We start from the raw sequence: 24,279 nt of genomic DNA, 5'->3' as shown, positions 1-24,279 counted from the left end.
GATGGACTCTGCGACGGGCCCTGCGATGGACTCTGTGACGGGGCCGCGGGCATCGGAGGCGGGCTCTCGGCCATGCCGCACAGATCGCAGTAGCCCTCCTCGATCGTGCCCGTGCAGCCGGGCTGCGCGCAGCGGCTCATCACTTACCTCCGTGGATTGCGCGCTGGTAGTCATCGACGGCCGCGGCCGCCCGCGTCAGATCGCATGGGGCGGTCCAGAGCAGCGCGCGCGCCCGCTCGTACCGTTCGGTCGTCTCCGGGTCTTCCGCCAGCCCCTTGCGCACGGCCATCGCCTGGCAGGCGCCGAGCCGCCCGCGCAGCTCGTCGCGCCGCGCCAGCAGGCCGTACAGGGCGCTCGCGGTGGTGCGCGCCCGCTCCTCGGCGGCGCGCACGTCGTCCTCCAGGGCCGCCAGCCGCTTGGCCCGCAGCACCCACGTGCCGGCGGAGGCGTCGAGCGCGGCCAGCTCCGCCGCCAGCGGCTCGACCCTGCTGCGCGGCTGCGCCTGCGGCGGCAGGGCGATCTTGACGACGACCGCGCCGTAGGCCAGCCGCTCCTCGCTCTCGGCCGCGCGTACGCGATCGAGAGCGGCCACCAGGTCCTCCCTGCGCCGGGCGTACTCGGCCTTGACCGCCACCGCCTGCTCGTGCTCGGCCCGGCCGGCGGCCAGCATGCCCGCCACCCGGTCGAGCTCCTGCTCGACGGGCGGGCCGAGCGGGTCCTCGACGACCGCCGACCGCAGCCGCGCCAGCTCCGCCTCCTCGGCCGCGTACACCGCGCCGGGGTCGCCGCCCTCGCCCAGCTCGCCCGCCAGCTCCCTGATGCGCTGCAGATCGGCGGCGGCCGCGTCGAGCCGAAGGAGCAGCGCGTTCCACACCGCGTCGATGTCGCTGAGCGCCCCCGTGACCTCCTGGAAGAAGGCGTCCATGCGGATCACGGCCTCGTCGAGCGTCAGCCGCTCGTCCGCGACACCGCGTAACGAGCGCCGCTCGACCGGTTCGGCCGCGGCGCGCAGCACCACCGACTCGCCCGTCAGCAGCTCGGTGAGCCGGGCGAGCTGCTCTGCGCCCATCCTGGTGCGGCTCGCCCTGACCTGCTCGGCCTCCCGCAGCACGGCGCGGTAGGCGTCGTACAGCGACCACAGCGCGGCCAGCGACTCCCGCGCCCTGGCCCAGCGCCGCTCGGTGGCGCCGCGCAGCTTCGCGTCCTTCAGCAGCCGGTACGTGGTGTGGGACTCGAGGTCGAGGAGATCGCTGGAGATGCGGTCGCGTTCGGCGGCGCGCGTACGCAGGGCGTGATCGGCGCCTTCGCGGCTCATCGGTGGTCCCAGGCTCATCACGCTCCCCGTAAGGAGGCCCCCCGTAACCCCGTTATACCGGCTGAACGGCCGCTCCAGCGGCTTTAGTTCCTTTGGCTCGGGGACGCCCCTGACTTGTCCCTGATTCAACCCCGGGCCGCCTGCAAACGACTTAACGATCTCTTAGCGTTTCGGCCATGGGACGTGTACTTCTGATCGCCGCGGCCGTCATCGCCGCGCTCCTCCTGCTCGGCCCCCTCGTGGGATTCGTCTTCGACCTGCTCAAATGGGCGCTCGTCATCGGCCTCGTCCTGTTCGGCGTCGCGTTCGTGTCGAAGATGCTCAAGCGGACGTAGCATCCCGCCGGATCCCCGGTCATAGTTGGAAGATGGAGGCGCGGCCTGCCGTAGACGATGCCGCGCTCGGGCGCGAGGCTCTGGCCGTGCTCGAGGCGAACTGGACGGGCACGGGCACCGTGCCCGCGCCGGGGCTCTATCCCCACCAGTGGAGCTGGGACTCCGCGTTCATCGTGATCGGCCTGGCCAGGCACCGGCCGGACCGGGCCCGCGACGAGCTGCTCAGCCTGCTGCGCGGGCAATGGGCGACCGGGATGGTGCCCCACATCGTCTTCCACACCCGCGAGGCCTACTTCCCCGGGCCCTCCGTCTGGCGTTCGCAGGAGCACGACGCCGCGCCCGGCGTGCTCACCTCGGGACTCACCGCGCCGCCCCTGCACGGCCTCGCGCTGTGGTGGCTGTACCGCCACACCGGCGACGCCGCCTTCGTCCGTGCGACGTACCCGGCGCTCGCCGCCCAGCACGACTACCTGGCCGCCACCCGCGACATCGGCGGCGCGGGGCTGGCCGCCATCGTGCACCCGTGGGAGTCGGGCATGGACGACAGCCCGGCATGGGACGAACCGCTCGCCGCCGTCCCCGCACCCCGCTACGGCAACCGCGCCGTCGAGCTGGAGGAGCGCCACCCCGGCGGCGACCACGACCGCTACGTCTGGCTCGCCATGCGCTACCGCGACGCCGGCTACAGCCCGGAGTACCTGCGCGACGAGCACCCGTTCGCGGTCGAGGACCCGATGTTCAACGGCATCTGGCTGGCCTCCTGCCAGGCCATGGCCGAGCTTGCGCCGCTCGCCGGCGCCGACCCCGCACCCCATGCGGAGCGGGCCGAGCGCATCAGGCAGGGGCTGCTCGACCGCCTCTGGGACGGCTGCTTCTACGCCAGGGACCTGCGTGCCGACCGGCTCATCAAGGTGTGCACGGTCGGCTCGTTCGGCCCGCTGCTCGACCCCGAGCTGCCCGCGGGACACCTCCAGGCGGCCGTCGAGCTGCTGGAGTCGGCCAGGTTCATGGGGGCGTCCGGCTACCCGGTGCCGAGCTGCGAGATCCGCGCCGCCCAGTTCGACCGCACCCGCTACTGGCGGGGCCCCTCCTGGGTGAACACCAACTGGCTGCTGCGCAGGGCCGCCGCCGTGCACTCGCTCGACCACCTCGGCCGCCAGCTCGCCGGCGGCACCCTGCGCCTGGTCCGGCAGGCCGGGTTCCGCGAGTGCTTCGACCCGTTCGACGGCAGCGGGCGCGGCTGCCGCGACTTCTCCTGGAGCGCGGCGCTCGCCCTCGACCTGCTCGCGGATAACGTGGAGCAATGAGTCTTTTCCGCCGGTTGCCCGCCGACGTGCGCACCTCGCTGAAGACGGAGCGCGGAGAGCGGGTGCTGACCTTCGCCGCGTCCGCCGACGGCCACGTGGTGGCCACCAACCTCGCGCTCCACCTCTCCGACGGGACGCGGGTGCCGTACGAGGAGATCGACCGGGCGTCGTGGGACGAGACCGGCATCCACCTGACCACCACCGGCGGCGCGCGGTACCACGAGCTCATCGCCGACCCGCGGCTGCTGCCGGAGACCGTCCGTGAGCGGGTCAACTCCACGATCGTGGTCAACAAGCACGTCAGCCTGCCGGGCAGGGGCGGGGTGCGGCTGGTGGCGCGGCGTCCGCCCGGTGGCGAGGTGCTCGGCTGGACGCTCGTCTTCGACGACGGGCTCGACCCCGACGACCCCGGCCTGCGCGCGCAGGCCGAGCAGGCGCTGGAGGGCCTGCGGCGGAGCATGGGCGTCTGACGGCTGCGGTTCAGGGCCTCAGGCGGCCTGCGGGGCCTCTGGGGCTCAACGGCCCCGGCCTGGCTCGGGCCTTCGAATCTCCGAGGCATGGGCGGGGCGGGCTCAGGCGTGCGGGGGTGTACGCCCGCTCACGCCCATGCCCTCGTCCCGATCCGGGAACCGGTCAGTACGGGATGCCGCTCTCGCGGGTCTTGTCGACGTTCTCCTCATCCGGCCAGCCGGTGCCCGTGTCGGGCTGGTGCTCGCGCGAGCCGAGGAACGGGATCCGCCGCTGCAGCTGATCGCCCATCTTCGTCCTGGCCTTCCCCACGGCCTTCGACGCCTGCGCGCCGACGATGCCGGCGACCTCCTGCACCCGGGGGTTGTCGGCGACGCGCTGCGCCGCCTGCTTGATCTGCTCGTACCGCTCGCGGCCGGCGCGGCTGCCGAGCACGTAGCCGATCGCCAGACCGGCAGCGAATGTCATCCGATAACGCATGTTGCACCTCCGCTGTCTCGGGCCTACCCCGCTCACGATGCGACACGCACTCCGAGAGTGCGCTAATCTATTCGTGCGCACCGCGGAGGGGCCGGAAAAGCCCCGACGAAGTGGGCAAACGGTTCGATCCCGCGTAGCTCAACGGCAGAGCAGCCGGCTGTTAACCGGCAGGTTATTGGTTCGAGTCCAATCGCGGGAGCCACCACAAAGGCCCTCTCACCTACGGGTGAAGGGGCCTGAGTCGTTTCTTGGGTCGTTTCCGGGGTCCCGCCGTCGCGGTCGGTGATCTTTCGGCCTCCGAGCGGGCCAGAGTGCCCGCCGGCGCGGGACGCCCTCCGTATCGAGGCGAACCCGGCCGCGTCCGCGCTCGCCCTGGGCCGGAGTTTCCGTCTTCGGGCAGGCCGGCGCGCCTGCCGGTGCAGGGCATCACCCGGCCACGGCCACGGCCGCCGCACCGCGAATCGGTGCGGCCGCGCCCCTTCAGGAGAAGTGATCTTCATCACGCCGGGCGGCGCCGGCGCCCATCGGGAGGCGGTCGCGGGCGGACCGGCCCCGCGCATCGGGGGGAGCGATCCGCCCGGAAGCCCGTCCCGGGAGAGTGATTCGCCTCACAATCGGCGGCCATCGGGCGGCTTCCGGGAGGGCGGTGAACCCGGTTTCGGCGTGCCTTCCGGCGGGTTCGGAGCTCGCGCCAGACGGATTCCGGCGGAGTGCGGCTCGTGCCAGGCGGGTTCCCGGGCGATTCGCACGGTGATCTGTGTCACACCAAGGAGTGCGGGCGGCCGGCGGGGATCGGCGGAGTTCGACGCGTCCTGATTTTCACGTTATGTAGTGCGATGGTGACGCGATTTCGTGATTCGCGGGACAAGGCACGGGCCGGGGCGGCAGGATGGCGGAGCCGGCCGTCATCGGCCGGAGCCGCGGGCAGAAGTCGTGGAGGCGGGGAGAGGGCGCCTCCGGCAGGAACGTGTCGCCGACCCGGAATCGGCGGGGCGATCCGATGACCGAGAAGTGCTGGTTGCCGCGTGACTACCTGGATCAGGTCCCTACGTCCCTTCGACGCGCCCGTCTCCAGGACGGTGAACGGGCGCACCATCGACCTCCGCGAGGCGGAGCGCTTCATCAGGCTCTTCCACGCCGAGAACCCCTCGGCCGGCGGCCTGCAGGCAAGGCTCCGTGACGTGGCCAGAGACGTGGCCCGCTACGGGACCTATACGCACACGTACGAGGAGCTCGAATTCGGCGCCCGGGTGGCCTGGCGCAACAGCAACCGCTGCATCGGCCGGCTGTACTGGCGCTCGCTCAAGGTCCGCGATCGCCGCGACGTGCACACGGCCGAGGGTGTGGCGTTGGAGTGCGTGGCGCACCTGCGCGCCGCCATGGGCTCTGGGAAGGGCGCGGCGCGGGGCAAGATCAGGCCGACGATCACCGTGCTGCCGCCCGACACGCCCGTGATGCGCGCCCCGAGGATCCTCAACGACCAGCTCATCCGGTACGCCGGCTACCGCACCCCCGGCGGCGTCGTGGGCGACCCGGCGAACGTGGCGCTCACCGAGGCCGCGCAGGCGCTCGGCTGGCGGGGCGGGGGCGGCATGTTCGACGTGCTGCCGCTGATCATCCACCCGGGCCGCGGCCGCCCGCTGCTGTGCACCCTGCCGGGCGACGCCGTGCTGGAGGTGCCGCTGACGCATCCCGAGTACCCGTGGTTCGCGGAGCTGGGGCTGCGCTGGCACGCCGTGCCGGCGATCTCGAACATGTGCCTGGAGATCGGCGGCCTGTGCTACCCGTGCGCGCCGTTCAACGGGTGGTACATGGGCACCGAGATCGGCGCACGCAACCTGGGCGACGAGGCCAGGTACAACCTGCTGCCCGTGGTGGCCGAGCGGCTCGGCCTGGACACCTCGACCGAGCGTTCCCTGTGGCGCGACCACGCCATGGTGGAGCTGAACGTGGCGGTGCTGCACTCGTTCGAGCAGGCCGGGGTGACGATGACCGACCATCACACCGAGTCGCGCCGCTTCCTCACCCATCTGGAACGCGAGGAGAGGGCGGGCCGGGTCTGCCCGGCGGACTGGTCGTGGATCGTGCCGCCGATGTCCGGCAGCGCCACCCCGGTCTTCCACCGCTATTACGACACCCGCGTCCTGACCCCTGCCTTCGTCCACCACGACTGACCGCCGCCAGGACGCCCGTGAGGCGGCCCGCGCCGGAGGCTCGACGCCGCCCGCGGGCCGTGTCCTTGCCTTCCCGTGCTAGAACATGATTCTGTTGGGGGCATGGCGGAACTCGTGCTCTCCTCGCTCGACGACCAGGGCGTGCTCACCCTCACCTTCAACCGGCCGGAGACGCTGAACGCGTGAACGAACGCGATGGGCCGGCGCTACTTCGACCTGCTGGCCGAGGCCGAGTCCGACCCGGGCGTCCGGGTGGTGGTGGTCACCGGCGCGGGCAAGGGGTTCTGCTCCGGCGCCGACTTCAAGACGCTGAGCGCGATCCGAAGCGGCGCGTACGACGAGGCGCCCGACCCGCGCCCCAACACGTTCCCCACGACGATCCGCAAACCGATCATCGCGGCCGTCAACGGGGCCTGCGCGGGGCTCGGGATGGTGCACGCGCTCGTCTGCGACCTGGTCTTCACCGCCGAGGAGGCCAAGTGGACGACCGCGTTCGCGCGCCGCGGGCTGATCGCCGAGTACGGGCTGGCGTGGGTGCTGCCCCGCGTGATGGGCCAGCAGCGGGCCATGGACATCCTGCTGTCGGGGCGGGTCTTCACCGGCAGGGAGGCGTACGAGCTGGGGCTGGCCAACCGGGCGGTGCCGGGGGAGACGCTGCTGGACGAGGTCCTCGCGTACGCGAGGGAGCTGGCGGTGCACAGCTCCCCGGCGTCGATGGCGGTGATCAAGCGGCAGGTGTGGCACGACTGGGATGCCACGCTGGAGGAGTCGGCCAAGACGGCCGCGCACGAGATGGTGGCCTCGTTCGAGCGGCCGGACTTCGCGGAGGGCGTCGCGAGCTTCCTGGAGCGCCGCCCCCCGAACTTCCCGCCGCTGTGAGGAGCCGTCTCTTCAGAGCCGTCCTTTCGGGCCGTCCTTTCGGGCCGTCCTTCGGGACCGTTTCGTCGGGGCCGTCTCATCGGGGCCGCCTCTCCTGGACGGTCAGGGACGGACGGCCGGTGACAAGGCCCGGGTGAGAAGACGTCAGGCGATGCGGTGAGCGCCCCGCGCCGGGGTGGCGGGCAGGAAGCGCGGCGCCTTGAAGCCGCGCTCGGCGTAGGCGGCCGACACCGACTCCTGCACGCTCTCCAGCCGCTCCACCGGCACCAGCGCGATGGCCGAGCCGCCGAAGCCGCCGCCGGTCATCCGCGCGCCGCGCGCGCCGCCCTTCAGCGCCGCCTCGACGGCGACGTCCAGCTCGGGCGCCGACACCTCGTACTTGTCCCTGAGCGACAGGTGGGAGGCGTTGAGCAGCGCGCCGATCTCCGTGACGGCGCCCGCGCGCAGCAGGCCGACCAGCGCCTCGACGCGGTGGTTCTCGGTGACGACGTGCTCGGTGCGCTTGCGCTCGTCGCCCTGGAGCCGCTCCAGCGCGGCGGCCAGGTCGGTGACGTCGCGCAGCGCGGTCACGCCGAGCTTGCGCGCCGCCGACTCGCACTCGGCGCGGCGCTTGGCGTACTCGCCGTCGGCGAGCTCGTGGTGCACCTGCGTGTCGATGATGAGGATGCTCAGGCCGTGCGCGGCGAGGTCGAGCGGGATGGAGCGGGTGCCGAGCGAACGGCAGTCGAGGAACAGCGCGTGCCCCTCCTCGCACAGGGCCGAGGCGGCCTGGTCCATGATGCCGCAGGGCATGCCGACGAAGTCGTTCTCCGCCTTCTGGCTGAGCAGCGCCAGCTCCATGGGCGTCATGCCGAGGTCGTGCACGTCGTTGAGCGCGGAGGCGACGGCCACCTCCAGGGCGGCGCTGGAGCTCAGGCCCGCGCCCTGCGGCACGTCGCCGTCGATGGCGATGTCGGCGCCCGCGACGCGGTCGCCGAGCATGGCGAGGACGCCGACGACGTAGCGGGTCCAGCCGCGTGACTCTTCGCGGGTCTCCATGACGACCGGCTCGCCGCCGGCGGACTGGAGCGACAGCAGGCGGATCCTGCCGTCGGCGCGCGGGGTGAGCGCCGCCGTGACGCCCCACGGCACCGCGAACGGGAGCACGAAGCCGTCGTTGTAGTCGGTGTGCTCGCCGATCAGGTTGACGCGGCCGGGCGCGCGCCAGACGGTCTGAGGGGCCGCGCCGAAGGCGGCACGAAAAGCTTCAACAACGCGCATATTCCAACACTCCTCAACAAGGACCCGTCCGTAGACTAGCGCCATGGAGGAGTTCCTGGATCCAGCGCTCGACCAGGTCCGGGTCTTCCTGCGCCACGACGACAACAAGCCGCGCAAACTGAAGTACAACCTCGGGCATGCGCGGCTGCTGACGTTCGGCGGCGCGTACTCCAACCTCATCAGGGCCGTCGCCGAGGCGGGGGCGCGCCACGGCATCGAGACGATCGGCGTCATCAGGGGAGAGGAGCACCTGCCGCTCAACCCCGTGCTGGCCCATGCCGCCGCCTGCGGCATGAGGCTCACCTACCTCGACCGGGCGACCTACCGGCGCAAGCACACCGAGGAGGTGCTGGCGCGGCTGCGTGCCGAATGGGGCGAGGACGTGACGATCCTGCCCGAGGGCGGCAGCAACGCGGCGGCCGTGCGCGGCTGCGCGGAGCTGCCCGGGGAGATCGAGGACGACTACGACGTCATCTGCTGCCCGGTCGGCACCGGCGGCACGCTGGCGGGCATCTCGGCGGGACTGCCCGAGGGCAAGCGGGCGCTGGGGTTCGCGGTGCTCAAGGGAGCCGCGTTCCTCAACGACGAGGTGGCCAGGCTGCAGCGCGAGGCGTACGGCCGCACGTGGCGCAACTGGTCGATCGATCTCGATCACCACTTCGGCGGCTACGCCCGGACGACGCCCGAGCTGGAGGCGTTCGCCGCCCGCCACGGCTTCGAGCGGATCTACGTGGCCAAGATGATGCTCGGCATCGTCGACCTGGCCCGCCAGGGAGCCTTCGCGCCCGGCACCCGCATCGTCGCGGTGATCACCGGTCAGCCCTCCACGCCGGTCGAGGCGTGCGGCGCGCCCACCGGCTTCGACTCCGGCGAGCCCCGCTGGCGCAGATAGATCGACAGCACCACCATCGACAGCACGGCGAGCAGCTCCGACTGCCAGTTCTGCAGGCTGCGGTCCCAGAACTCGCCCGAGGTGACGTACGAGCCCCATGTGACCGGATCGCGCAGATTGCTGAGCCGCTGCGCGTTGTAGGCCACGTGCCCCGCCACCGACTGCGCCAGCCACGACAGCACGAAGATCAGCCCCATCACCAGCCCGAGCGAGTTGCCGAACAGCCACAGCCGCACCCCCGTCGCCCTGGCCCACCGCGGTGAGTCAGGGCCTGCGTGGCGGCCGACGCGCTGCTCCTCGTCGGACTCCCGGCCCGTCCCGCCCGGCTCCTTCGACTCCGGCGAGCCCTTCTGCACCAGCCAGACCGTCAGCATGATGAACAGGAAGAACTGCAGGTACTCCGACTGCCAGTTCTCCGCGACGTTCACGGCGTAGGACGAGGAGGCCACGTACGACCACAGCGAGACCGGCTCCCCGCCCTGGGCCGCCTGTTCGTCGTTGTAGTGGAACAGGCCCGCCACCGCCTGCCCGGCCACCGCGAGCAGGAACAGCACGAGGAACGTCAGCGCCAGCGAGTTCTCCTTGACCCACCTCACAGCCGCGACCACCCCAGGACGAAGAACCAGACCAGCCCGGCCGCGATCAGCAGCAGGGTCACCGTGAACACCGTCCGCATCAGTCGTCCACCTCGCAGTCGTAGGGCAGGTCGCCGGCCGGTGTGCAGCCCGCCGCCCTGACCCGCCAGCCGTCGGCGTAGCGGTGCAGGAAGAGCGTGTCGCCGCGCAGCCGTACCAGCGCCTCGTCACCCCACACGCTCACCTCGGCGACCGCGCCGCCGGGGCCGAGCCGCAGCTCGCGCAGCGCGTCGGCGCAGCTCTGGCCCCGGTCGGGGAGCCGTTCCGCGGTCCTGCGGGCGAGCAGCGCGCACGCGGCCTCCTCGCGGTGGGCGGAGAGCGCGGCGTGAAAGCGCTGCGCGGCGCGGGCCGGCGCGGCCGTGTCCACCGCGCAGCCCGCCGCCCCGGCGCCCAGAGCAAGGGCCAGGGCCGGTACGGCGATCACCGGTCTCATGCGCCTGCCGCTACCCGGTGCGGGATCGCGCATGCGCGCCCTGCCGGGACCCGGGCACGGCCCGCACTCATAAGGGCGGGGGTCGCATGTCCCCACCGGCCGGACTGGATGAGCACCAGGGAGGCGAGGGCCGGCCGGATCGGTGAGCACCGGGGGAGGCGAGGGCCGGCGGGGCTGGGTGAGGAGCGGGGAGACGGGGTCAGCCGAGCTGGGCGGGTGTTGGGGAGGTGGGGGTCAGCCGAGCTGGGCGAGGACCGGGGAGACGAGGGCGTCGAGCTCGCGGGCCAGCACGGTCACCGCGCGGTGGGCGCTCTGCTCGACCTCCTCGTGCGGGCCCTCCGGCTCCGGCGGCAGGTCGCCGAGCGGCAGCGGCGCCTCCACCAGCAGGGACGCGCGCAGGAACGGCAGATGGGCGAGGTCCTGCTGGGTGGGCTCGACGTACTGGCCGAAGGTCTCCTGCCAGCCGGTCCAGCCGCGGTCGCGCCACCAGGTGCGGTCGCGGCGCAGCTCCTCGGGCAGCGGGGAGACGATGCGCACCCGGGCGTACAGGCTGCCGTCCCAGGTGTTGCGGTGGCAGGTGGCCTCGAGGACGTGGCGGTCCCAGCGGACGAAGCCGGGGTCGAGCGAGGGCGGCGTGGCCAGCCGCCACGCGGTGCAGGCGAAACGTACGGGCGCGATGTCGCCCCACTCGAACTCGTCGAGGTTCTTGCGCACGTGCACGGCATAGCGCCCATCACGGTCCCTGTCGAACTCGTGGTCGATCCAGAACGCTCTGCCCATGCGCTCTACGCTACGGCGCCTTCCGTCCTCTTCGCGGGCGTACCGGAGATCTCCAAACGCGGTGTGACGTGAGTGACACATGTGTAGCTTTTTCACGATATTCGCTGACTTTGGAGTGAGGAATGGCGTCAGAGCAGCTCGACGCGGCCATGAGCCACTGGAGAGCCGGAGATCTCGACCAGGCCGCCGCGCTGTTCAGGGAGATCGCGGCGACGGGGGACCCCGAGGCGTCCCACCTGCTGGCCGGTTTGTTGCAGGAGCAGGGAGACCTCGACGGTGCGGAGGCGGCGCACCGCGCGGTGATCCAGTCGGGTGACCCGGTGTTCGGGCAGCGCTCGGCCATGGCGATGGGCATGATGCTCGTCAACGCCAAGGAGTGGGCGGCGGCGCACCGCGTGCTGATGATCGCCTCGGACGGCGCCGACTTCGAGGTGGCCGCGCTCGCCGACACGGCGCTGGTGCTGGTCTGCACGCAGCTCGGCGACGCGGCGGGCGCGCAGGAGGCGCTCGAACGGGCCCGCAGGTGCGACAGCCCCGCCGTGGCCGAGCTGGCCGCCCGGCTGGAGCTGCCCGAGTTTCCGCCCGCGCAGGCCCCGCCCCAGGAGCTGTACGCCGCCGCCGAGACCGAGGACGACTACCGCGCGCTGCTGACCTGCGGCGACCCCGAGGTGGTGTCGCTGGCGGCGTTCCAGCTCTACCGCATGTACGCCGACGCGGGCGACTTCGCCGAGGCCCGCGCCGTCTGCGAGCACGCCATCGCCGTCGGGCACCCCGGCCACCGCGCCATGGCGCACAACCTGCTCGGCGCGGTGCTGGTCGATCTCGGCGAGTACGCTGAGTCCGCCGCCGCCTACCGCGTCGCCGCCGAGCACCCCGACCCCGAGGTCCGGCTGCCCTCGCTCATCGAGCTGGCCAAGGTCACCGCGCAGCTCGGCGACGACGAGGAGACCAAGGCGATCTTCAACCGGGTCATCGCCAGCGGCCACCATGAGCACGCTCTGGAGGCCCAGGCGTGCCTGGCCCAGCTCCACACCGAGGCGGGGGAGAGCGCACCCGCGCTGGCCGCGATCAGGGCGGTGCTGGAAGCGGGCGAGTCCGAATGGTCGTCCGCCTGCGTCACCCTGCTCGGCATGCTGCTGGAGCAGCGGCCCGAGGCGCGCGACGAGGTCATGGAGCTGGCCGGGCTGGCGGCGGGCAACCCCGACCCTGACACCGCGTTCAAGGCCACGCTGCTGCTCGAACACGAGGCCCGGCGGCAGCCGCTCGAAGACCCCGTGGCCGAGCAGGCGCTCAACGACGTGGACGAGGGCCTGGCCAGGCTGCGCGAAGGCGACCTGGCCGGGGCCAGGCGGCTGCTGCGCGGTGCCGCCGACTCCGGCGCGCCCGTCCAGGCGCCGCGCGCCATGGTCGCGCTGGCCGGGCTCGAACTGCGCGAGGGCGACCCGGAGCAGGCCGACGAGCTGCTGACGTACGTGGCCGAGGGCGACGACGTGCCGCAGGGCTTCCAGGCGGCGGTCCTGCTGCAGCTGCTGCACGCATCAGGCGACGAGCCGCACCCCGTCTTGAACGCGCTCCTCGACCACCAGTGGCTGGGCAGGGACGACGGCCTGAACGGCTACCGCGCGGCCACCGAGCACCTCGATCCGGCCGTCGCGGCGCTCGGCACCGCCGTGTTCGCGCACGTGCTGGTCTCCACCGGCTACGACCCGTCGGAGGCGGCCGAGCTGTTCCTGTCGGCGGCGAGCAGCGGCGACCCGCTGGCCCTGTCGTACGCGGCGGTGCTCGGCAAGGAGGTGCTGAGCGACCGGCGGCAGGCCACCGAGCTGCTGGAACGCGCGCACGCTTGCGGGCATCCCGCGCTGGCCCCCTGGGTGGGCGCCACGCTCGGCGGGCTGGTGGCCGGCGACGATCCGGGGCGGGCGCGGGCGGCGTACGAGAGCGTCCTCGAAGGCCCGCACCGCGGGTTGCGGATGGAGGCCGCCGCCGCGCTCGCCGACATCTACGAGCGGCAGGGCGACCTGCTCGCCGCCTGCCGGCTGCACGAGCGGCTCATCGCCGAGGGCGAGACGGAGCGTGCCGCGCTGCCGCTGGCCGTCACCCGGCTCAGGCTGGACGACGTGGCGGGCGCGCGGGCCGCGCTCGACCTGGGGACGGACGAGCTGAGCGGGTTCGGCAGGCTGGTGCTCGACCGGGACTTCGGCGCCGCCGCGCGGGCGATGCCCGAGGGCGAGGCGGGGTCGATGGCGACCCGGCTGGCCATCGAGTGCGCGAGCGCCTGGCGGCGCCTCGGGGAGTTCGAGGCGGCCGACGGCGCGCTGACGCTGGCGGTCGAGTCCGGGCATCCGGCGCCGCGGCAGCACGCCGCCTGCCTGCTCGGCGCGCTGCGCAGCGAGGCCGGCGACCCGCGCGGTGCGGTCATGGCGTACCTGGCGGGGGCGGGCGAGGACGAGGAGCTGGACCGGCTGGCGCTGCGCGCGGCCGGTGAGCTGCTGCACGACCTCGGGGAGCACGACGAGGCCGTGACCGTGCTCTCCCGCCTGCCCGGCGACGACCGGGACGCGGCGCTCCTGCTCGGGCGGGCGCTCGTGGACGCCGGCCGGGTGCCCGAGGCCCTGGAGCGGCTGACCGCCGCGTTCGGTGGCGACGGTCCGGTGCTGGTGGCCGAGCGGCTGCACGAACGCGGTGACGCCCCCGCGGCCCTCGCCACCCTGATCGCCGCCGCGCGGGAGACCGCCTCTCAGGACACCGCCGCGCAGGGGACCGCCTCTCAGGACGCCGCCTCCCGTGACGCCGCCTCCCGTGACGCCGCCTCCCAGGGCGCGGTCTCTGAGAAAGGCGCTCCGGAGCGCGGCGCGGGCGTGCGCGGCCCCTGGCGGGTGCCCGCGACGGCGCGCGCGGAGCGGCTGCTCGGCGTGCTGCTGGCCGAGACGGGGGAGCTGGAGGAGGCCAAGGCGGCCTTCGAACGCGCGGCGGCACTCGAGCCCGGCTCGGAGGCGGAGACCATGCTCGCCGCCGGCCGCAGCCTGCGCGCGGCGGGGGACGGCGAGGCGGCGGAGTTCGCGCTGGAACGCGCGGCCGCCCTCGCGGACGCAGGCGCGGAGAGCCAGGCCGGGGCAGTGGCGCGGTGGCTGCTCGGCCGGGCCGAGCCCGGCGAGCTGCCGTGGGTGCTGGACGCCGAGGGCGATCGGGCGGGCGCGGAGGCGGCGCTGGCCGAGCTGACCGGCTCGCGCCCGCTGGCGGCGCTGCTGTTCGCGCTGCGGGACGGCGACGTGGCCCGCGTGCACGCACTGCTCGCCGGGATCCCCTTGGGGCCCGAGCGCGACGAGGCGGTCGGTCACGTCCTGGACGTGGCCGGCGACCTCGACGGGGACCGCGCCGAGCGGCTGCTGCGCCTGCTCGCCGCGGACGGCGAGGCGAGGGCCGCGTTCGAGCTCGGCGCGTTGCTCGCCGGCGACGGCGACCACTGCAGGTCCGAGCTGTGGTTCCTGCGGGCCGCCGAGCATCCGGAGACGGCGGCCGTGGCCTGGCACGACATCGCGATCGTCCGCCACCGCCGCGGCGACCTGGACGGCGCGGTCGAGGCGGCGCTGACCGGGCTGCCCCGCACCGGGGCGCTGGCCGCCCGGCTGCTCCAGCAGCGCGGCGAGCCGGAGCGGGCCCGCGAGGTGCTGGCGGGGGCGGCGGCGAGCGGCGACCTGGAGTCCCGCCGCGAGCTGCTCGCCCTCCTCGTACGCGAGCAGGACCACGACGCACTCGAGGCCGAGGCCGCCCTGGCGGTGGAGAGCGGCGACCCGGAGACGGCGGGCACGGGCCACTGGGCGCGGGGATCCTCGCTGGCGCTCAGGGGCCGCAAGGAGGAGGCGGCCGCCGCGTTCGCGCGGGGCGTCGAGACCGCGCCCGGCGCGCTGGCCGCCGCGCTGCGGGTGGACCTGGCGGGCGTGCTGGAGGAGCTGGGCGACCGTACGGGGGCCGAGCGCGAGCTGCGACTCGCGGCGGCGTCCGGGCACCCGGCCGCCGCGGGCCGCGCGGGCGTGCGGCTCGGCGTGCTCGCGTACGAGGACGGCGACCTCGGCGCCGCCGCCGAGGCGTTCGCGCTGGCCCTCGGCACCCCCGTGGACGACCTGGGGATCGAGTCGCTGACCGGCCTGGCGCACGAGGCGTGCGAGCGCGGCGAGCACGCGCCGGCGCAGCGGGCGCTCGCGCTGCTGGGGGAGCGGGCCGCCGACACCGCCCGCGCGCTGGGCGGCCGGTGCGCCGATCCCGAGGCGGTGCCCGGCTACTTCGCGCTGGCCGGCACCGGCCCGTACGCGGAGCTGGAGGCGGCCCAGCGGCTGGCCGAGCTGGGGGAGAAGGGACGGGCGCGGGAGACGTACGAGCGGCTGAGCCGCCACGAGGACCCGGACGTTCGGTTCGTCGCGGACGGACGGCTGCTGGAGCTGCTGGAGGCCGAAGGCGACACCGAGGCCGTCTACTCCCTGGCCGAGCGGCAGGCGCGCGACGCCGAGAGCCCGGCGCGCGGCGTGTTCGGCGGGCTGCTCGGCATGCTGCAGGAGCAGCAGGGCGACCTGGAGGCGTCGCTGCGCACGCTGCGCGAGGCGGCTCGGGACGGCGACCCGACCGCGCTCACCCTGTACGCCCAGCGCCTCGTCGACGCGGGGCAGGTGGACGAGGGCCGCGAGGTCTACCTGCGGGTGGTGGAGTCCGGCGACGCCGGCCTCGCGGTACGTGCGATGATCGCGCTCGGGCAGACGTACCACGACGAGGACGCGGCGCAGGCGCGCGCCTGGTACCGCAGGGCGGCCGATGAGGCCGACGGGCACGTCAGCGCGCTGGCCGCGATGTACCTGGGCGCGCTGGCCAAGCGCGAGCGCGACTTCCCCGAGGCGCTGACCTGGTACCAGCGGGTGATCGACTCGGGCGACTCCGAGTCCGGCCTCGCGGCGGCGCACCTCGGCGAGCTGTGCTACTGGCTGGGCGACCGCGACGGGGCGCTGCGCTTCTACGAGCTGACGCTGGAGCTGAGCGAGCAGGCCGAGCTGGTCGCCGAGGCCGCCTGCCGCATGGGCGAGATCCGGTACGAGCGCGGTGACCTGGACCTCGCCCGCGCCCTGCTGACCAGGGCGGTGGAGACCGGCGACCCGTCGTTCGCCCCGGAAGCGGAGGTGCTGCTGGGCAAGATCGGGTGAGCTCTCGGCTCGCGGACGATTCGCCCGGCGCACCGGCGTCGCCACAGGCGCCATCTACCTGCACGGGAAGACCCGCGACGGGCTCTTCACCGCGCTGCTGCGGCGCGAGCGGCCCGCGGCTCCGCTCGGCGGGCCGCTCGGCGCGTACGCAACCGGACGCCCCGCCGTCTGGGAGGTGATGCCGTCCATCCCGTGATCGAACGGGCGGGACCGAGCGCCGGTCCGCCAGGGCTGCCGGGGGCGGAAATTCGATTGCCGCCGGCCGTGCTCGTTTGGTGTGCTGGGTCGTGATCAAACCGACCCGAGGAGCGGAAATGCGCACAACCGTCATGTCTTCCGAGCAAGAAGGAGTCATCTCACCGAAGGACATGACGTTCATTGCGCGTGCTCAATTTGGGAATTCTGGCGCATGTCGACGCCGGTAAGACCAGCCTGACCGAGCGGCTGCTGTACGCCGCCGGAGCCATCGACGAGGCCGGCAGCGTCGATGAGGGCACCACCAGGACCGACGTCCTGGCACTCGAACGCCGGCGCGGCATCACCATCAAGTCGGCCGTCGTCTCGTTCACCGTCGGCGGCACCACCGTCAACCTGATCGACACCCCGGGACACCCCGACTTCATCGCCGAGGTGGAGCGGGTGCTCAACGTGCTCGACGGCGCCGTCCTCGTCGTCTCGGCCGTGGAGGGGGTGCAGGCGCAGACCCGCGTGCTCATGCGTACGCTGCGCCGCCTCGGCATCCCCACGCTCATCTTCGTCAACAAGATCGACCGCCGTGGCGCCCGCCCCGGTGAGGTGCTCGCCGAGCTGGCCGCCAAGATCTCGCCGGCCGTCGTCCCCATGGGCGCGACCGCGAACCCGGGCACCGCCGGCGCCGCGTTCACCCCGTTCGACGGCGCGCCCGCCTTCACCGACCGGCTGCTCGACGTGCTGACCCGGCGCGATGACGCGCTGCTGGCCGCGTACGTGACCGACGAGGGCTCGATCACCCCCGGCCGGCTCCGCGCCGAGCTGCGGGCGCAGACCGCGCAGGCCGTGGTGCACCCGGTGTTCTCCGGCTCGGCGATCACCGGGGCCGGGGTGGAGGCGCTGATGGCGGGCATCGACGAGCTGCTGCCCGCCGCGCCCGGCGATCCGGACGGGCCGCCGTCGGGGACCGTCTTCAAGGTCGGGCGGGGCCCGGCGGGGGAGAAGGTCGCGTACGTGCGGATGTTCGAGGGCACGCTGCGCGTCCGCGACCGGCTGCGCTTCGGAGAGCGGACGGGCAGGATCACCGGGATCAGCGTCTTCGACTCCGGTACGGACGAGCGGCGTCAGGAGGTGCCCGCAGGCCGGATCGCCCGCGTCTGGGGCCTGCCGGACGTCCGCATCGGCGACTCCGTCCATCTCGCCGGCCACCCCTGCCCCGTCCCCCGGAGGGACGGAGAGAGCGGGTACTTCGCGCCTCCGGCGCTGGAGACCGTGGTGGTGCCGCGGCGGCCGCAGGACCGTGCCGCGCTGCACCTCGCGCTCGCGCAGCTCGCCGAGCAGGACCCGCTGATCGCGGTCCGCCAGGACGACGTGCGCCAGGAGGTGTCGGTCTCGCTCTACGGCGAGGTGCAGAAGGAGGTCGTCCGGGACACGCTGGCCGAGGAGTACGGCCTGGAGGTGACGTTCCGCGAGACGACCACGATCTGCGTGGAGCGCCCGTCGGGCATCGGGGCGGCGTACGAGCTGATCGGCAAGGAGCCGAACCCGTTCCTCGCGACGGTCGGCCTGCGGGTCGAGCCCGGCCCGCCCGGCAGCGGGGTGGAGTTCCGGCTGGAGGTCGAGCTGGGTTCGCTGCCGTACGCGTTCATGCGCACGGTCGAGGAGACCGTGCGCGAGACGCTCAAGCAGGGCCTGCACGGGTGGGAGGTGCTGGACTGCGTGGTCACGCTGACCCACTCGGGCTACTGGGCCAGGCAGAGCCACTCCGGCGGCGTCTTCGACAAGAGCATGTCGAGCACGGCCGGCGACTTCCGCAACCTCGTGCCGCTCGTGCTGATGGCGGCGCTGCGCCAGGCCGGGACCACCGTGTACGAGCCGATGCACCGCTTCCGCCTCGACCTGCCGCCCGACCTGCTCAGCTCGGTGCTGCCGGTGCTGACCAGGCTGGGCGCGGTGCCGCGCACCCGGCACGCAGGGCTGGTGGAAGGCGAGATCCCGGCGGCCAGGGTGCACGAGCTGGAGCGGCGGCTGCCGGGGCTGACGCGGGGTGAGGGCGTCCTGGAGTCCGCCTTCTCCCACTACGAGCCGGTACGCGGCCCGATCCCCGAACGCCCGCGTACCGACCACAACCCGCTGGACAGGAAGGAGTACCTGCTGCACGTCGTGCGGCGGGTGTAGCCAGGACGCGGGCGCGGACCTCGTGTGCGGGCGGGCCGCGCACCGGTGCCGACGTCGTGTGCGGGCCGGTCACGCACCCGCGCGGACCGCGGACGCGTCGGACACCCGGCCGGTCAGACGGGGCGGTCCTCGGAACCGGCGGCGAGGACGGCGGCGGCGAGGTAGCCCTCGCCGTCCTCGACGACGTGGGCCAACATGTCGTCCCTGAAGATCAGGTCGTTGCCGTTGAAGGTGTCCCTGGGCCGCTTGTGCCCCGCGCGGTACGGGGGCGTGGCGAGCACCTTGCTGTTCAGGCTCTCGTCGAACATGATCTCGGTGCACAGCGCCCGGTGGTCCCCGACGACGACCATCACGTGAACGTGCACGGTACGCCCCGGGTACCAGCCCGGCCAGATCGTGGTGAAGCGGACGATGCCGTCGCGGTCGGCGAGCTGCACGCCGCGCAGATAGCGCCGCCCGTCGGAGGGCGTGATGTCGGTGAAGACGGTGCCGGGCCTGATCCGCACCTTGTCGCCGCCGGTCAGCACCAGGCGCGACTGACGTTCGGCGCCGGAGTAGAGGCCTGAGGCGTCGCAGTGCCAGACCTCGACGGCCGCGCCGGGCAGCGGCCGGCAGGTGAGGCCGTCCTGCACCTTGAGCGCCAGCCGCAGCCGCACTCCCTGCCGGTCCTCGCGCAGGTCGCTGCGCACGGAGCCGGTCTCGAAGTAGTAGGGGCCCTGTTTGGTGCTGGGCGTCAGCTTGCACATCTGGGCCCTGGACAGCAGCGCCTGGGCCTTGGCGTGCGTGCCGGGATCGAATGCGCCGCTCGACGACCCGGCGGCGGGCATCGCGCCGGAGGCCGGGCCGTCGCCGGGGCGCGTCGTGGCGCCGCCCGTGACGGTTCCCGCCGCCGCACTCTCCGTAGACCCGGCCGCGTGGGGGTCGCCCGCGGTCAGCAGCCCGCCGATGCCGAGCGAGCCGATGCCGGTGATGAGCCGCCGCCGGCTGACCGGCCGGTCCTGGTGATCGTGTCCCATGAGACGTTCCTCAAGGTCAGGAGCTACTGTTCGGAATCTCTCACGGGAGGCGCGACCTTCCGGCCGCGCCGCGCACCCCGTTCCGCCCCTTTTGGCCTGCGCAAACGCCCCGAACACCATTGCCAAGCGCGGAGGGTCCGGCGCGCGGGACGGGAGCCGTTCCCGCACTGCGGCCGCCACGGCGGCGGTCGTGGCGAGGCCGGTCGGCCGGCGACGCGTGGGCGAACCCTGCGCCGTCAAGGCCTGGAGAACGCGCGTTCTCTCCGCTCCCCGCGGCCCGGTCGGCAGCGGAACGGCTCTTGACGCCACCCGCAGCCCGGGCCACCATCTCCAGCAGCGGCGTAATTGCTCCCTTACGTCTGGTGATCGAACGGCCGTCGTGGGGCAAGCCGCTGTCACACTCCCGGCCGGATGGGGGCGATCGCGATGGCAGGCAAGTGGCAGGCGGGCAACCTTCCACCCGAGCTGACCAGCCTGGTCGGCCGGCGCGCCGAGCTGGACGAGGTGCGTACGGCAGTCCGCCGCTCCCGCCTGGTGACGCTCACGGGCGTCGGCGGCGTCGGCAAGTCACGCGTGGCGCTGCGCGCGGCGGCCGAGCTGCGGCCCGAGTTCGGCGGGGGAGCCTGGCTGGTGGACCTGTCCGCGCTGAACGACGGCGGCCTCGTGCCGCACGCGATCGCCGGAGCGTTCCGGCTGGCCGACCAGACCGCCCGGCCCATGACGGAGGTGCTGGCCGAGCACCTGTCAGGACGCGAGCTGCTGCTCGTCATCGACTCCTGCGAGCACCTCACCGGCCCCTGCGGCGACGTCGTCGCCGCGCTGCTCGCCGCCGTACCGGGGCTGCGCGTGCTCGCCACCAGCCGCCGCCCGCTGGAGGTGGCGGGCGAGACCCTGGTCGGGATCGAGCCGCTGCCGGTCCCGCCCGCCGGCACCACGGCGCTCGTCGGCGACGCCGTGACGCTGCTCGCCGAACGCGCCGCCGAGGTCGTGCCCGGCTTCGACCTGAGACGCGAGAACCCCGAGGCCGTCGTCCGCCTGTGCCGGCGGCTCGAAGGCATCCCGCTGGCGATCGAGCTGGCCGCCGCCCGGCTGCGCGACCTGCCCATCGGCTACCTCGCCGACCGGCTCGACGACCGGTTCGCCGCCCTCGGCGCCGACCCCGGCGGCCCGCACGACCCGCCCTGGCACCGCGCCCTGCGCACGGCCGTGGGGTGGAGCCACGAGCTGTGCGACCCCGCCGAGCGGCTGCTGTGGGCGCGGCTGTCGGTGTTCGCCGGTGACTTCGACACCGAGGCCGCCCGCCAGGTGTGCGCCGACGAACGCCTCCCCGAGTCCGACATCGGGCTGCTGCTCGACGCCCTGGCCGAGGACTCGGTGCTGACCTGGCTGCCGACCGGCGCGGGTGAGCGGTACCGCATGCTCGACACGCTGCGCGAGTACGGCGCCGCCTGGCTGCGCGACCTCGGCGAGGAGGAACGTCTCAAGCAGCGCCACCGCGAGCACTACCTGTCCCTCGCCATCAAGGGCGCCGCCGGCTGGCTGGGGCCGGGACAGCTCTCCTGGTACGACCGCATGGTCGGTGAACACGACAACCTGCGGGCGGCGCTCGAGGTGGCGCCGGCCGCCGGAGACGCCACCCCCGCACTCGAGCTGTCCGGCGTCCTCGCCTTCTTCTGGTACGGCTGCGGCCACGCCAAGGAGGGCCGCCACTACCTCCAGCAGGCGCTCGCCCTCGCCCGGCGGCCGGAACCCGCCCTCGTCCAGGCGCTGTGGGCCGACGGCCTGCTCGCCGCCTCCCAGGGCGACGCACACGGCGCCGAAACCCGCGCCGACCAGATCGCCGCCATCGCCCGCGAGCTCCGCCCGCCGTCCGGCGACCCGCCCGCGGCTCCCACCGATCCGTCCGAGGGTCCCGCTCATCCGTCCACGGCTTCCGGCGATCCGGCCACGACCTCCGGTCGCCTGTCCGCGACCCCAGGCGAGTGGGCTGCGACCTTCGGTCGTCCGCCTGCCGCCCATCCCGTCACGGGCGGTGACCTGGCGGGCATCTACGGGCGTGCCGCGCTGGTCCCCGGCGGGTTCCAGGTGTACGCCGCCACCTGCGTCAGGGCGCTCAGGGCGGCCGCCGGCGTCATCCGGGGCGACCTGGTCCGGGTCCTGGCCGAGTCGGAGCCCGCGTACCGCGACCGGTGGAACGACGAGCCGCCCACCATCGCCGGCCTGCTGGCACTGCTGTGCCGCGCCCACGCGCTGACCGTGGCCGGGCGGCTCGACGAGGCGATCGCCGTACTCGAAGACCTGCGGACGCTGTGCGACGGGCGCGGCGAGCAGCTCATGCGCTCCCACGGCGACTTCCTGCGCGGACAGGCCGAGCTGAGCGGCGGACGGCTGGCCGCCGCCGTCCGCTACGCGCAGGCGGCTTTACGGACCAAGCGGCGGCTGCACGACAGCTTCGGCATCGGGCTGACCGTCGATCTCCTCGCGCTGGCGGCCGGCGCGGCGGGGCAGGCGGAGCGGGCGGCCCGCCTGCTCGGACTGGCCCAGCGGGTGTGGAGCAACCACGGCCTGGCGCAGGCGAGCGTCCCCGAGTGGGTGGCGGCCAGGCGCGCATGCGAGGCGCAGGTCAAAGCCGCCCTCGGCGACGACGCGTACGCGGCGGCCTACCGGACCGGCTACGACAGCGACGTGGACGCGGGCATCGCGTACGCGCTCGAACCGGAAGCGGAGGGCCTCCCCAACCCCGGCCCCCACCCCTGAACCGGCCACCCCACCGGCGAGCGCCCCGCGCCCGGGGAGTGTCCCACTTCGGGCGGGTTTCTCGGGTCGGGGTGAGCGCGCCGCGTCGGGTGAGTGTCCAGCGTTGGGTGGGTGTTTCGGGTCGGCTGAGCGCCCCGGCGTCGGGTGAGTGCGCCGCGTGGGTGAGCGCCTGGCGCGGTGTGCGTGGTGCAGGGTGCTGAAGGGCCGTGCCCGCACACCGAGAGGCGGGCGCGGTGGAAGGCGGGCGCGGTGGAAGGCGGGCGCGGTGGAAGGCGGGCGCGGTGGAAGGCGAGGCGCGCCCAGCACGACGACCCCGCGCTGGGCGGGGCCGGCCCCTCCTCCAACGGGCCGTGCCTCGACCGTGGGGCCCGTGGAGGAGGGCTCAGCGCTGCCGGGCCGGCCGGATGATGATCTCGTTGACGTCCACGTCGGGCGGCTGGCCGACGGCGTACGCGATGGCGTCGCCGATGGAGTCCGGCGAGATGCTGTTCGCCCGGTAGGCGCGCATCATCTCCCGCGCGCCCGGGTCGGTGATGGAGTCGGCCAGCTCCGACTCCACGACGCCGGGCGAGATCGTGGTGACCCGGATGGACGGGTCCATCTCCTGGCGCAGGCCTTCGGTGATGGCCCAGGCGGCGTACTTGGTGCCGCTGTAGACGGCGCTCGTCGGCACCACCTGGTGCGCGCCGATCGACGCGACGGTGACGAAGTGCCCGAAGCCCTGCCGCTTGAAGTGGGGCAGCGCGGCGGCGATGCCGTACAGCAGGCCGCGAACGTTCACGTCGATCATCCGCTCCCACTCGTCCACCAGCAGCGCATCCAGCCGGGACAGCGGCATCACGCCCGCGTTGGCGACGAGCACGTCGACGCGGCCGTGCCGGTCGGCGGCCTCGTCGACGAAGGCGGTGACGTTCCGCCGGTCGGACACGTCCAGCCGCCGCACGTCGGCGGTGCCGCCGTCCGCCTCGATGGCCTTCGCGATCTCCGCGAGCCGGTCCTCGCGGCGCGCGCCGAGCACCACGGTGTGGCCGCCGGCGGCCAGGCGGCGTGCGGTGGCCGCGCCGATGCCGCTGCTCGCACCGGTGATAAGAACGATCTTGCTCATTGCTCTCTCCTAGGAGGCGGGGTAGTCGGCGCTGAGCGTCAGCTCGCGCCAGGTGTCGAATCCGGCCCGCAGTGTGGTGAGGCGGCCGGTGGCGACGTCGTAGGCGGCCTTGCCGAGCAGCAGCCGCAGCGGCGGCTCCGGCGACTCGACGACCGTGATGATCGCCGCGGCGGCGCGGCCGGGATCGCCGGGCTGCCTGCCGTACGTGGCGAGCGTGGACGCGCGCCGGGCGCCGGCCGTGTCGGCGTAGTCGTCGATGCGGATCGTGGACTGCCGCATCGACGGCCCGGACCAGTTCGTACGGAACGCGCCCGGCTCCACGATCGTGACCTTGATGCCGAGCGGCCCCACCTCGGCCGCGAGCGACTCCGACAGCCCCTCCACGGCGAACTTCGTGGCGTGGTAGTAGCCGGTCGCCCCGAACGCGGCCAGCCCGCCCAGCGACGAGATGTTCACGATGTGGCCGGAACGGCGGGCGCGCATGCCGGGCAGCACCGCCTTGGTGACGTCGACCAGGCCGTGCACGTTCGTCTCGAACAGCGCCCTGACCTCGTCGTCCTCGCCTTCCTCCAGGGCGGCGAGATAACCGTATCCGGCGTTGTTGACGAGCACGTCGATGCGCCCGAAGGCCGACTCCGCCGCCGCCACCGCCTGCGCGACCTGATCCCGGTCGGTGACGTCGAGAGGCAGGGCGACGGCGCGGCCGGGGTGCGCGTCCACCAGGTCGGCCACCTGCTCGGGAGAGCGGGCGGTGACGGCGGCGCGATGGCCGTGGTCGAGGACGGCGGCGGCCAGCGCCCGGCCCAGACCGGTCGAGCATCCGGTGATGAACCAGGCAGGAGGCTGGTTGGAATTGCTCATGTGGTGCGGTGCTCCCATGCGGTTGTCGT

Annotated in this window: 18 protein-coding genes and 1 tRNA gene; 10 read left to right on the top strand and 9 right to left on the bottom strand. The window is 73.7% G+C overall.

Going from position 1 to position 24,279, the window contains the following annotated elements; all coding sequences use genetic code 11:
• Positions 1 to 139: 139 nt before the first annotated feature.
• The gene (locus ACGFIM_RS11925; RefSeq protein ID WP_393198597.1) at positions 140 to 1,315 is read right to left on the bottom strand and encodes a hypothetical protein; all 1,176 of its coding nucleotides are present in this window, start codon (positions 1,313 to 1,315) and stop codon (positions 140 to 142) included.
• A gap of 176 nt (positions 1,316 to 1,491) precedes the next feature.
• Here ACGFIM_RS11925 and ACGFIM_RS11920 point away from each other — a divergent pair, with 176 nt between their 5' ends.
• From ACGFIM_RS11920 to ACGFIM_RS11910, 3 genes are read left to right on the top strand one after another with little or no spacing between them, the layout of a single operon-like run.
• A complete protein-coding gene (locus ACGFIM_RS11920) occupies positions 1,492 to 1,650 on the top strand; it encodes a hypothetical protein (RefSeq protein WP_393198594.1) in 159 nt (52 codons plus the stop codon).
• A gap of 32 nt (positions 1,651 to 1,682) precedes the next feature.
• Positions 1,683 to 2,957, top strand: a complete 1,275-nt coding sequence (locus ACGFIM_RS11915) for an amylo-alpha-1,6-glucosidase (protein ID WP_393198591.1) — start codon at positions 1,683 to 1,685, stop codon at positions 2,955 to 2,957.
• Positions 2,954 to 3,427 (top strand): hypothetical protein, encoded by a 474-nt coding sequence (locus tag ACGFIM_RS11910; protein ID WP_393198588.1) that lies wholly within the window; start codon positions 2,954 to 2,956, stop codon positions 3,425 to 3,427. Before ACGFIM_RS11915 ends, ACGFIM_RS11910 begins: the two co-directional genes overlap by 4 nt.
• A 163-nt stretch (positions 3,428 to 3,590) precedes the next feature.
• On the opposite strand, the gene ACGFIM_RS11905 is transcribed toward ACGFIM_RS11910, so the two are convergent.
• Positions 3,591 to 3,905 (bottom strand): YtxH domain-containing protein, encoded by a 315-nt coding sequence (locus tag ACGFIM_RS11905; RefSeq protein WP_393198585.1) that lies wholly within the window; start codon positions 3,903 to 3,905, stop codon positions 3,591 to 3,593.
• Positions 3,906 to 4,032: 127 nt separating this feature from the next.
• Between ACGFIM_RS11905 and ACGFIM_RS11900 the strand changes: the two genes are divergently transcribed.
• The 3 genes from ACGFIM_RS11900 (at position 4,033) to ACGFIM_RS11890 (ending at position 6,958) form a co-directional block, all read left to right on the top strand.
• Positions 4,033 to 4,107 (top strand) — tRNA-Asn (locus tag ACGFIM_RS11900).
• A gap of 823 nt (positions 4,108 to 4,930) precedes the next feature.
• Entirely contained in the window at positions 4,931 to 6,079 is a 1,149-nt protein-coding gene (locus ACGFIM_RS11895; RefSeq protein ID WP_393198582.1) for a nitric oxide synthase oxygenase, read from the top strand.
• Between the two features lie 195 nt (positions 6,080 to 6,274).
• Positions 6,275 to 6,958, top strand: coding sequence for an enoyl-CoA hydratase-related protein (locus tag ACGFIM_RS11890; RefSeq protein WP_393198579.1), 684 nt, complete (start codon positions 6,275 to 6,277; stop codon positions 6,956 to 6,958).
• A 144-nt stretch (positions 6,959 to 7,102) separates the two neighbouring features.
• Here ACGFIM_RS11890 and galK read toward each other — a convergent pair whose 3' ends face one another.
• On the bottom strand, positions 7,103 to 8,218 hold the full coding sequence (gene galK / locus ACGFIM_RS11885; RefSeq protein WP_393198576.1) for a galactokinase: 1,116 nt from the start codon (positions 8,216 to 8,218) through the stop codon (positions 7,103 to 7,105).
• A 43-nt stretch (positions 8,219 to 8,261) separates the two neighbouring features.
• Here galK and ACGFIM_RS11880 point away from each other — a divergent pair, with 43 nt between their 5' ends.
• A complete protein-coding gene (locus tag ACGFIM_RS11880; RefSeq protein WP_393198573.1) occupies positions 8,262 to 9,110 on the top strand; it encodes a 1-aminocyclopropane-1-carboxylate deaminase/D-cysteine desulfhydrase in 849 nt (282 codons plus the stop codon).
• Here ACGFIM_RS11880 and ACGFIM_RS11875 read toward each other — a convergent pair.
• The 3 genes from ACGFIM_RS11875 to ACGFIM_RS11865 all read right to left on the bottom strand — a co-directional run bounded on the left by ACGFIM_RS11875 (position 9,035) and on the right by ACGFIM_RS11865 (position 10,958).
• Complete coding sequence (locus tag ACGFIM_RS11875) at positions 9,035 to 9,706, bottom strand: DUF6766 family protein (RefSeq protein WP_393198570.1); 672 nt, start codon at positions 9,704 to 9,706, stop codon at positions 9,035 to 9,037. The two genes, ACGFIM_RS11880 and ACGFIM_RS11875, sit on opposite strands and share 76 nt — an antisense overlap.
• 79 nt (positions 9,707 to 9,785) lie before the next feature.
• Entirely contained in the window at positions 9,786 to 10,178 is a 393-nt protein-coding gene (locus tag ACGFIM_RS11870) for a hypothetical protein (RefSeq protein ID WP_393198567.1), read from the bottom strand.
• A gap of 234 nt (positions 10,179 to 10,412) precedes the next feature.
• Positions 10,413 to 10,958: a hypothetical protein gene (locus ACGFIM_RS11865; protein WP_393198564.1), complete on the bottom strand. Its 546-nt coding sequence runs from the start codon at positions 10,956 to 10,958 to the stop codon at positions 10,413 to 10,415.
• A 122-nt stretch (positions 10,959 to 11,080) separates the two neighbouring features.
• On the opposite strand from ACGFIM_RS11865, the gene ACGFIM_RS11860 reads away from it, so the two are divergent.
• Both ACGFIM_RS11860 and ACGFIM_RS11855 read left to right on the top strand, forming a co-directional pair.
• Positions 11,081 to 16,144 carry a tetratricopeptide repeat protein gene (locus tag ACGFIM_RS11860; protein ID WP_393198561.1) on the top strand — a complete coding sequence of 1,688 codons (5,064 nt, stop codon included), beginning with the start codon at positions 11,081 to 11,083 and terminating at the stop codon, positions 16,142 to 16,144.
• Between the two features lie 384 nt (positions 16,145 to 16,528).
• Positions 16,529 to 18,511 carry a GTP-binding protein gene (locus ACGFIM_RS11855; RefSeq protein WP_393198558.1) on the top strand — a complete coding sequence of 661 codons (1,983 nt, stop codon included), beginning with the start codon at positions 16,529 to 16,531 and terminating at the stop codon, positions 18,509 to 18,511.
• Positions 18,512 to 18,624: 113 nt separating this feature from the next.
• Here the strand turns inward: ACGFIM_RS11855 and ACGFIM_RS11850 are convergent, their stop codons facing one another.
• The gene (locus ACGFIM_RS11850) at positions 18,625 to 19,527 is read right to left on the bottom strand and encodes a hypothetical protein (RefSeq protein WP_393198555.1); all 903 of its coding nucleotides are present in this window, start codon (positions 19,525 to 19,527) and stop codon (positions 18,625 to 18,627) included.
• Positions 19,528 to 19,953: 426 nt separating this feature from the next.
• On the opposite strand from ACGFIM_RS11850, the gene ACGFIM_RS11845 reads away from it, so the two are divergent.
• The gene (locus tag ACGFIM_RS11845; RefSeq protein ID WP_393198552.1) at positions 19,954 to 22,284 is read left to right on the top strand and encodes an ATP-binding protein; all 2,331 of its coding nucleotides are present in this window, start codon (positions 19,954 to 19,956) and stop codon (positions 22,282 to 22,284) included.
• A gap of 382 nt (positions 22,285 to 22,666) precedes the next feature.
• Here the strand turns inward: ACGFIM_RS11845 and ACGFIM_RS11840 are convergent, their stop codons facing one another.
• The gene (locus ACGFIM_RS11840) at positions 22,667 to 23,389 is read right to left on the bottom strand and encodes an SDR family oxidoreductase (protein WP_393198549.1); all 723 of its coding nucleotides are present in this window, start codon (positions 23,387 to 23,389) and stop codon (positions 22,667 to 22,669) included.
• Between the two features lie 9 nt (positions 23,390 to 23,398).
• Positions 23,399 to 24,250, bottom strand: coding sequence for an oxidoreductase (locus ACGFIM_RS11835; RefSeq protein ID WP_393198546.1), 852 nt, complete (start codon positions 24,248 to 24,250; stop codon positions 23,399 to 23,401).
• Positions 24,251 to 24,279 lie beyond the last annotated feature (29 nt).

The sequence above is a fragment of the Nonomuraea sp. NPDC049309 genome, from assembly GCF_043196965.1.
Classification (GTDB): Bacteria; Actinomycetota; Actinomycetes; order Streptosporangiales; family Streptosporangiaceae; genus Nonomuraea; species Nonomuraea fastidiosa.
Note: the sequence above shows the minus strand (reverse complement) of the source record. Positions and strands in the feature narration are given on the sequence as shown.

Coding starts and splice junctions, on each gene's coding strand:
- ACGFIM_RS11910 (WP_393198588.1), top strand. CDS start 2,954: ATGAGTCTTTTCCGCCGGTTGCCCGCCGACGTGCGCACCTCGCTGAAG.
- ACGFIM_RS11890 (WP_393198579.1), top strand. CDS start 6,275: ATGGGCCGGCGCTACTTCGACCTGCTGGCCGAGGCCGAGTCCGACCCG.
- ACGFIM_RS11850 (WP_393198555.1), bottom strand. CDS start 19,527: ATGGGACACGATCACCAGGACCGGCCGGTCAGCCGGCGGCGGCTCATC.
- ACGFIM_RS11865 (WP_393198564.1), bottom strand. CDS start 10,958: ATGGGCAGAGCGTTCTGGATCGACCACGAGTTCGACAGGGACCGTGAT.
- galK (WP_393198576.1), bottom strand. CDS start 8,218: ATGCGCGTTGTTGAAGCTTTTCGTGCCGCCTTCGGCGCGGCCCCTCAG.
- ACGFIM_RS11915 (WP_393198591.1), top strand. CDS start 1,683: ATGGAGGCGCGGCCTGCCGTAGACGATGCCGCGCTCGGGCGCGAGGCT.
- ACGFIM_RS11835 (WP_393198546.1), bottom strand. CDS start 24,250: ATGAGCAATTCCAACCAGCCTCCTGCCTGGTTCATCACCGGATGCTCG.
- ACGFIM_RS11920 (WP_393198594.1), top strand. CDS start 1,492: ATGGGACGTGTACTTCTGATCGCCGCGGCCGTCATCGCCGCGCTCCTC.
- ACGFIM_RS11880 (WP_393198573.1), top strand. CDS start 8,262: ATGGAGGAGTTCCTGGATCCAGCGCTCGACCAGGTCCGGGTCTTCCTG.
- ACGFIM_RS11860 (WP_393198561.1), top strand. CDS start 11,081: ATGGCGTCAGAGCAGCTCGACGCGGCCATGAGCCACTGGAGAGCCGGA.
- ACGFIM_RS11845 (WP_393198552.1), top strand. CDS start 19,954: ATGGCAGGCAAGTGGCAGGCGGGCAACCTTCCACCCGAGCTGACCAGC.
- ACGFIM_RS11905 (WP_393198585.1), bottom strand. CDS start 3,905: ATGCGTTATCGGATGACATTCGCTGCCGGTCTGGCGATCGGCTACGTG.
- ACGFIM_RS11925 (WP_393198597.1), bottom strand. CDS start 1,315: ATGAGCCGCGAAGGCGCCGATCACGCCCTGCGTACGCGCGCCGCCGAA.
- ACGFIM_RS11840 (WP_393198549.1), bottom strand. CDS start 23,389: ATGAGCAAGATCGTTCTTATCACCGGTGCGAGCAGCGGCATCGGCGCG.
- ACGFIM_RS11870 (WP_393198567.1), bottom strand. CDS start 10,178: ATGAGACCGGTGATCGCCGTACCGGCCCTGGCCCTTGCTCTGGGCGCC.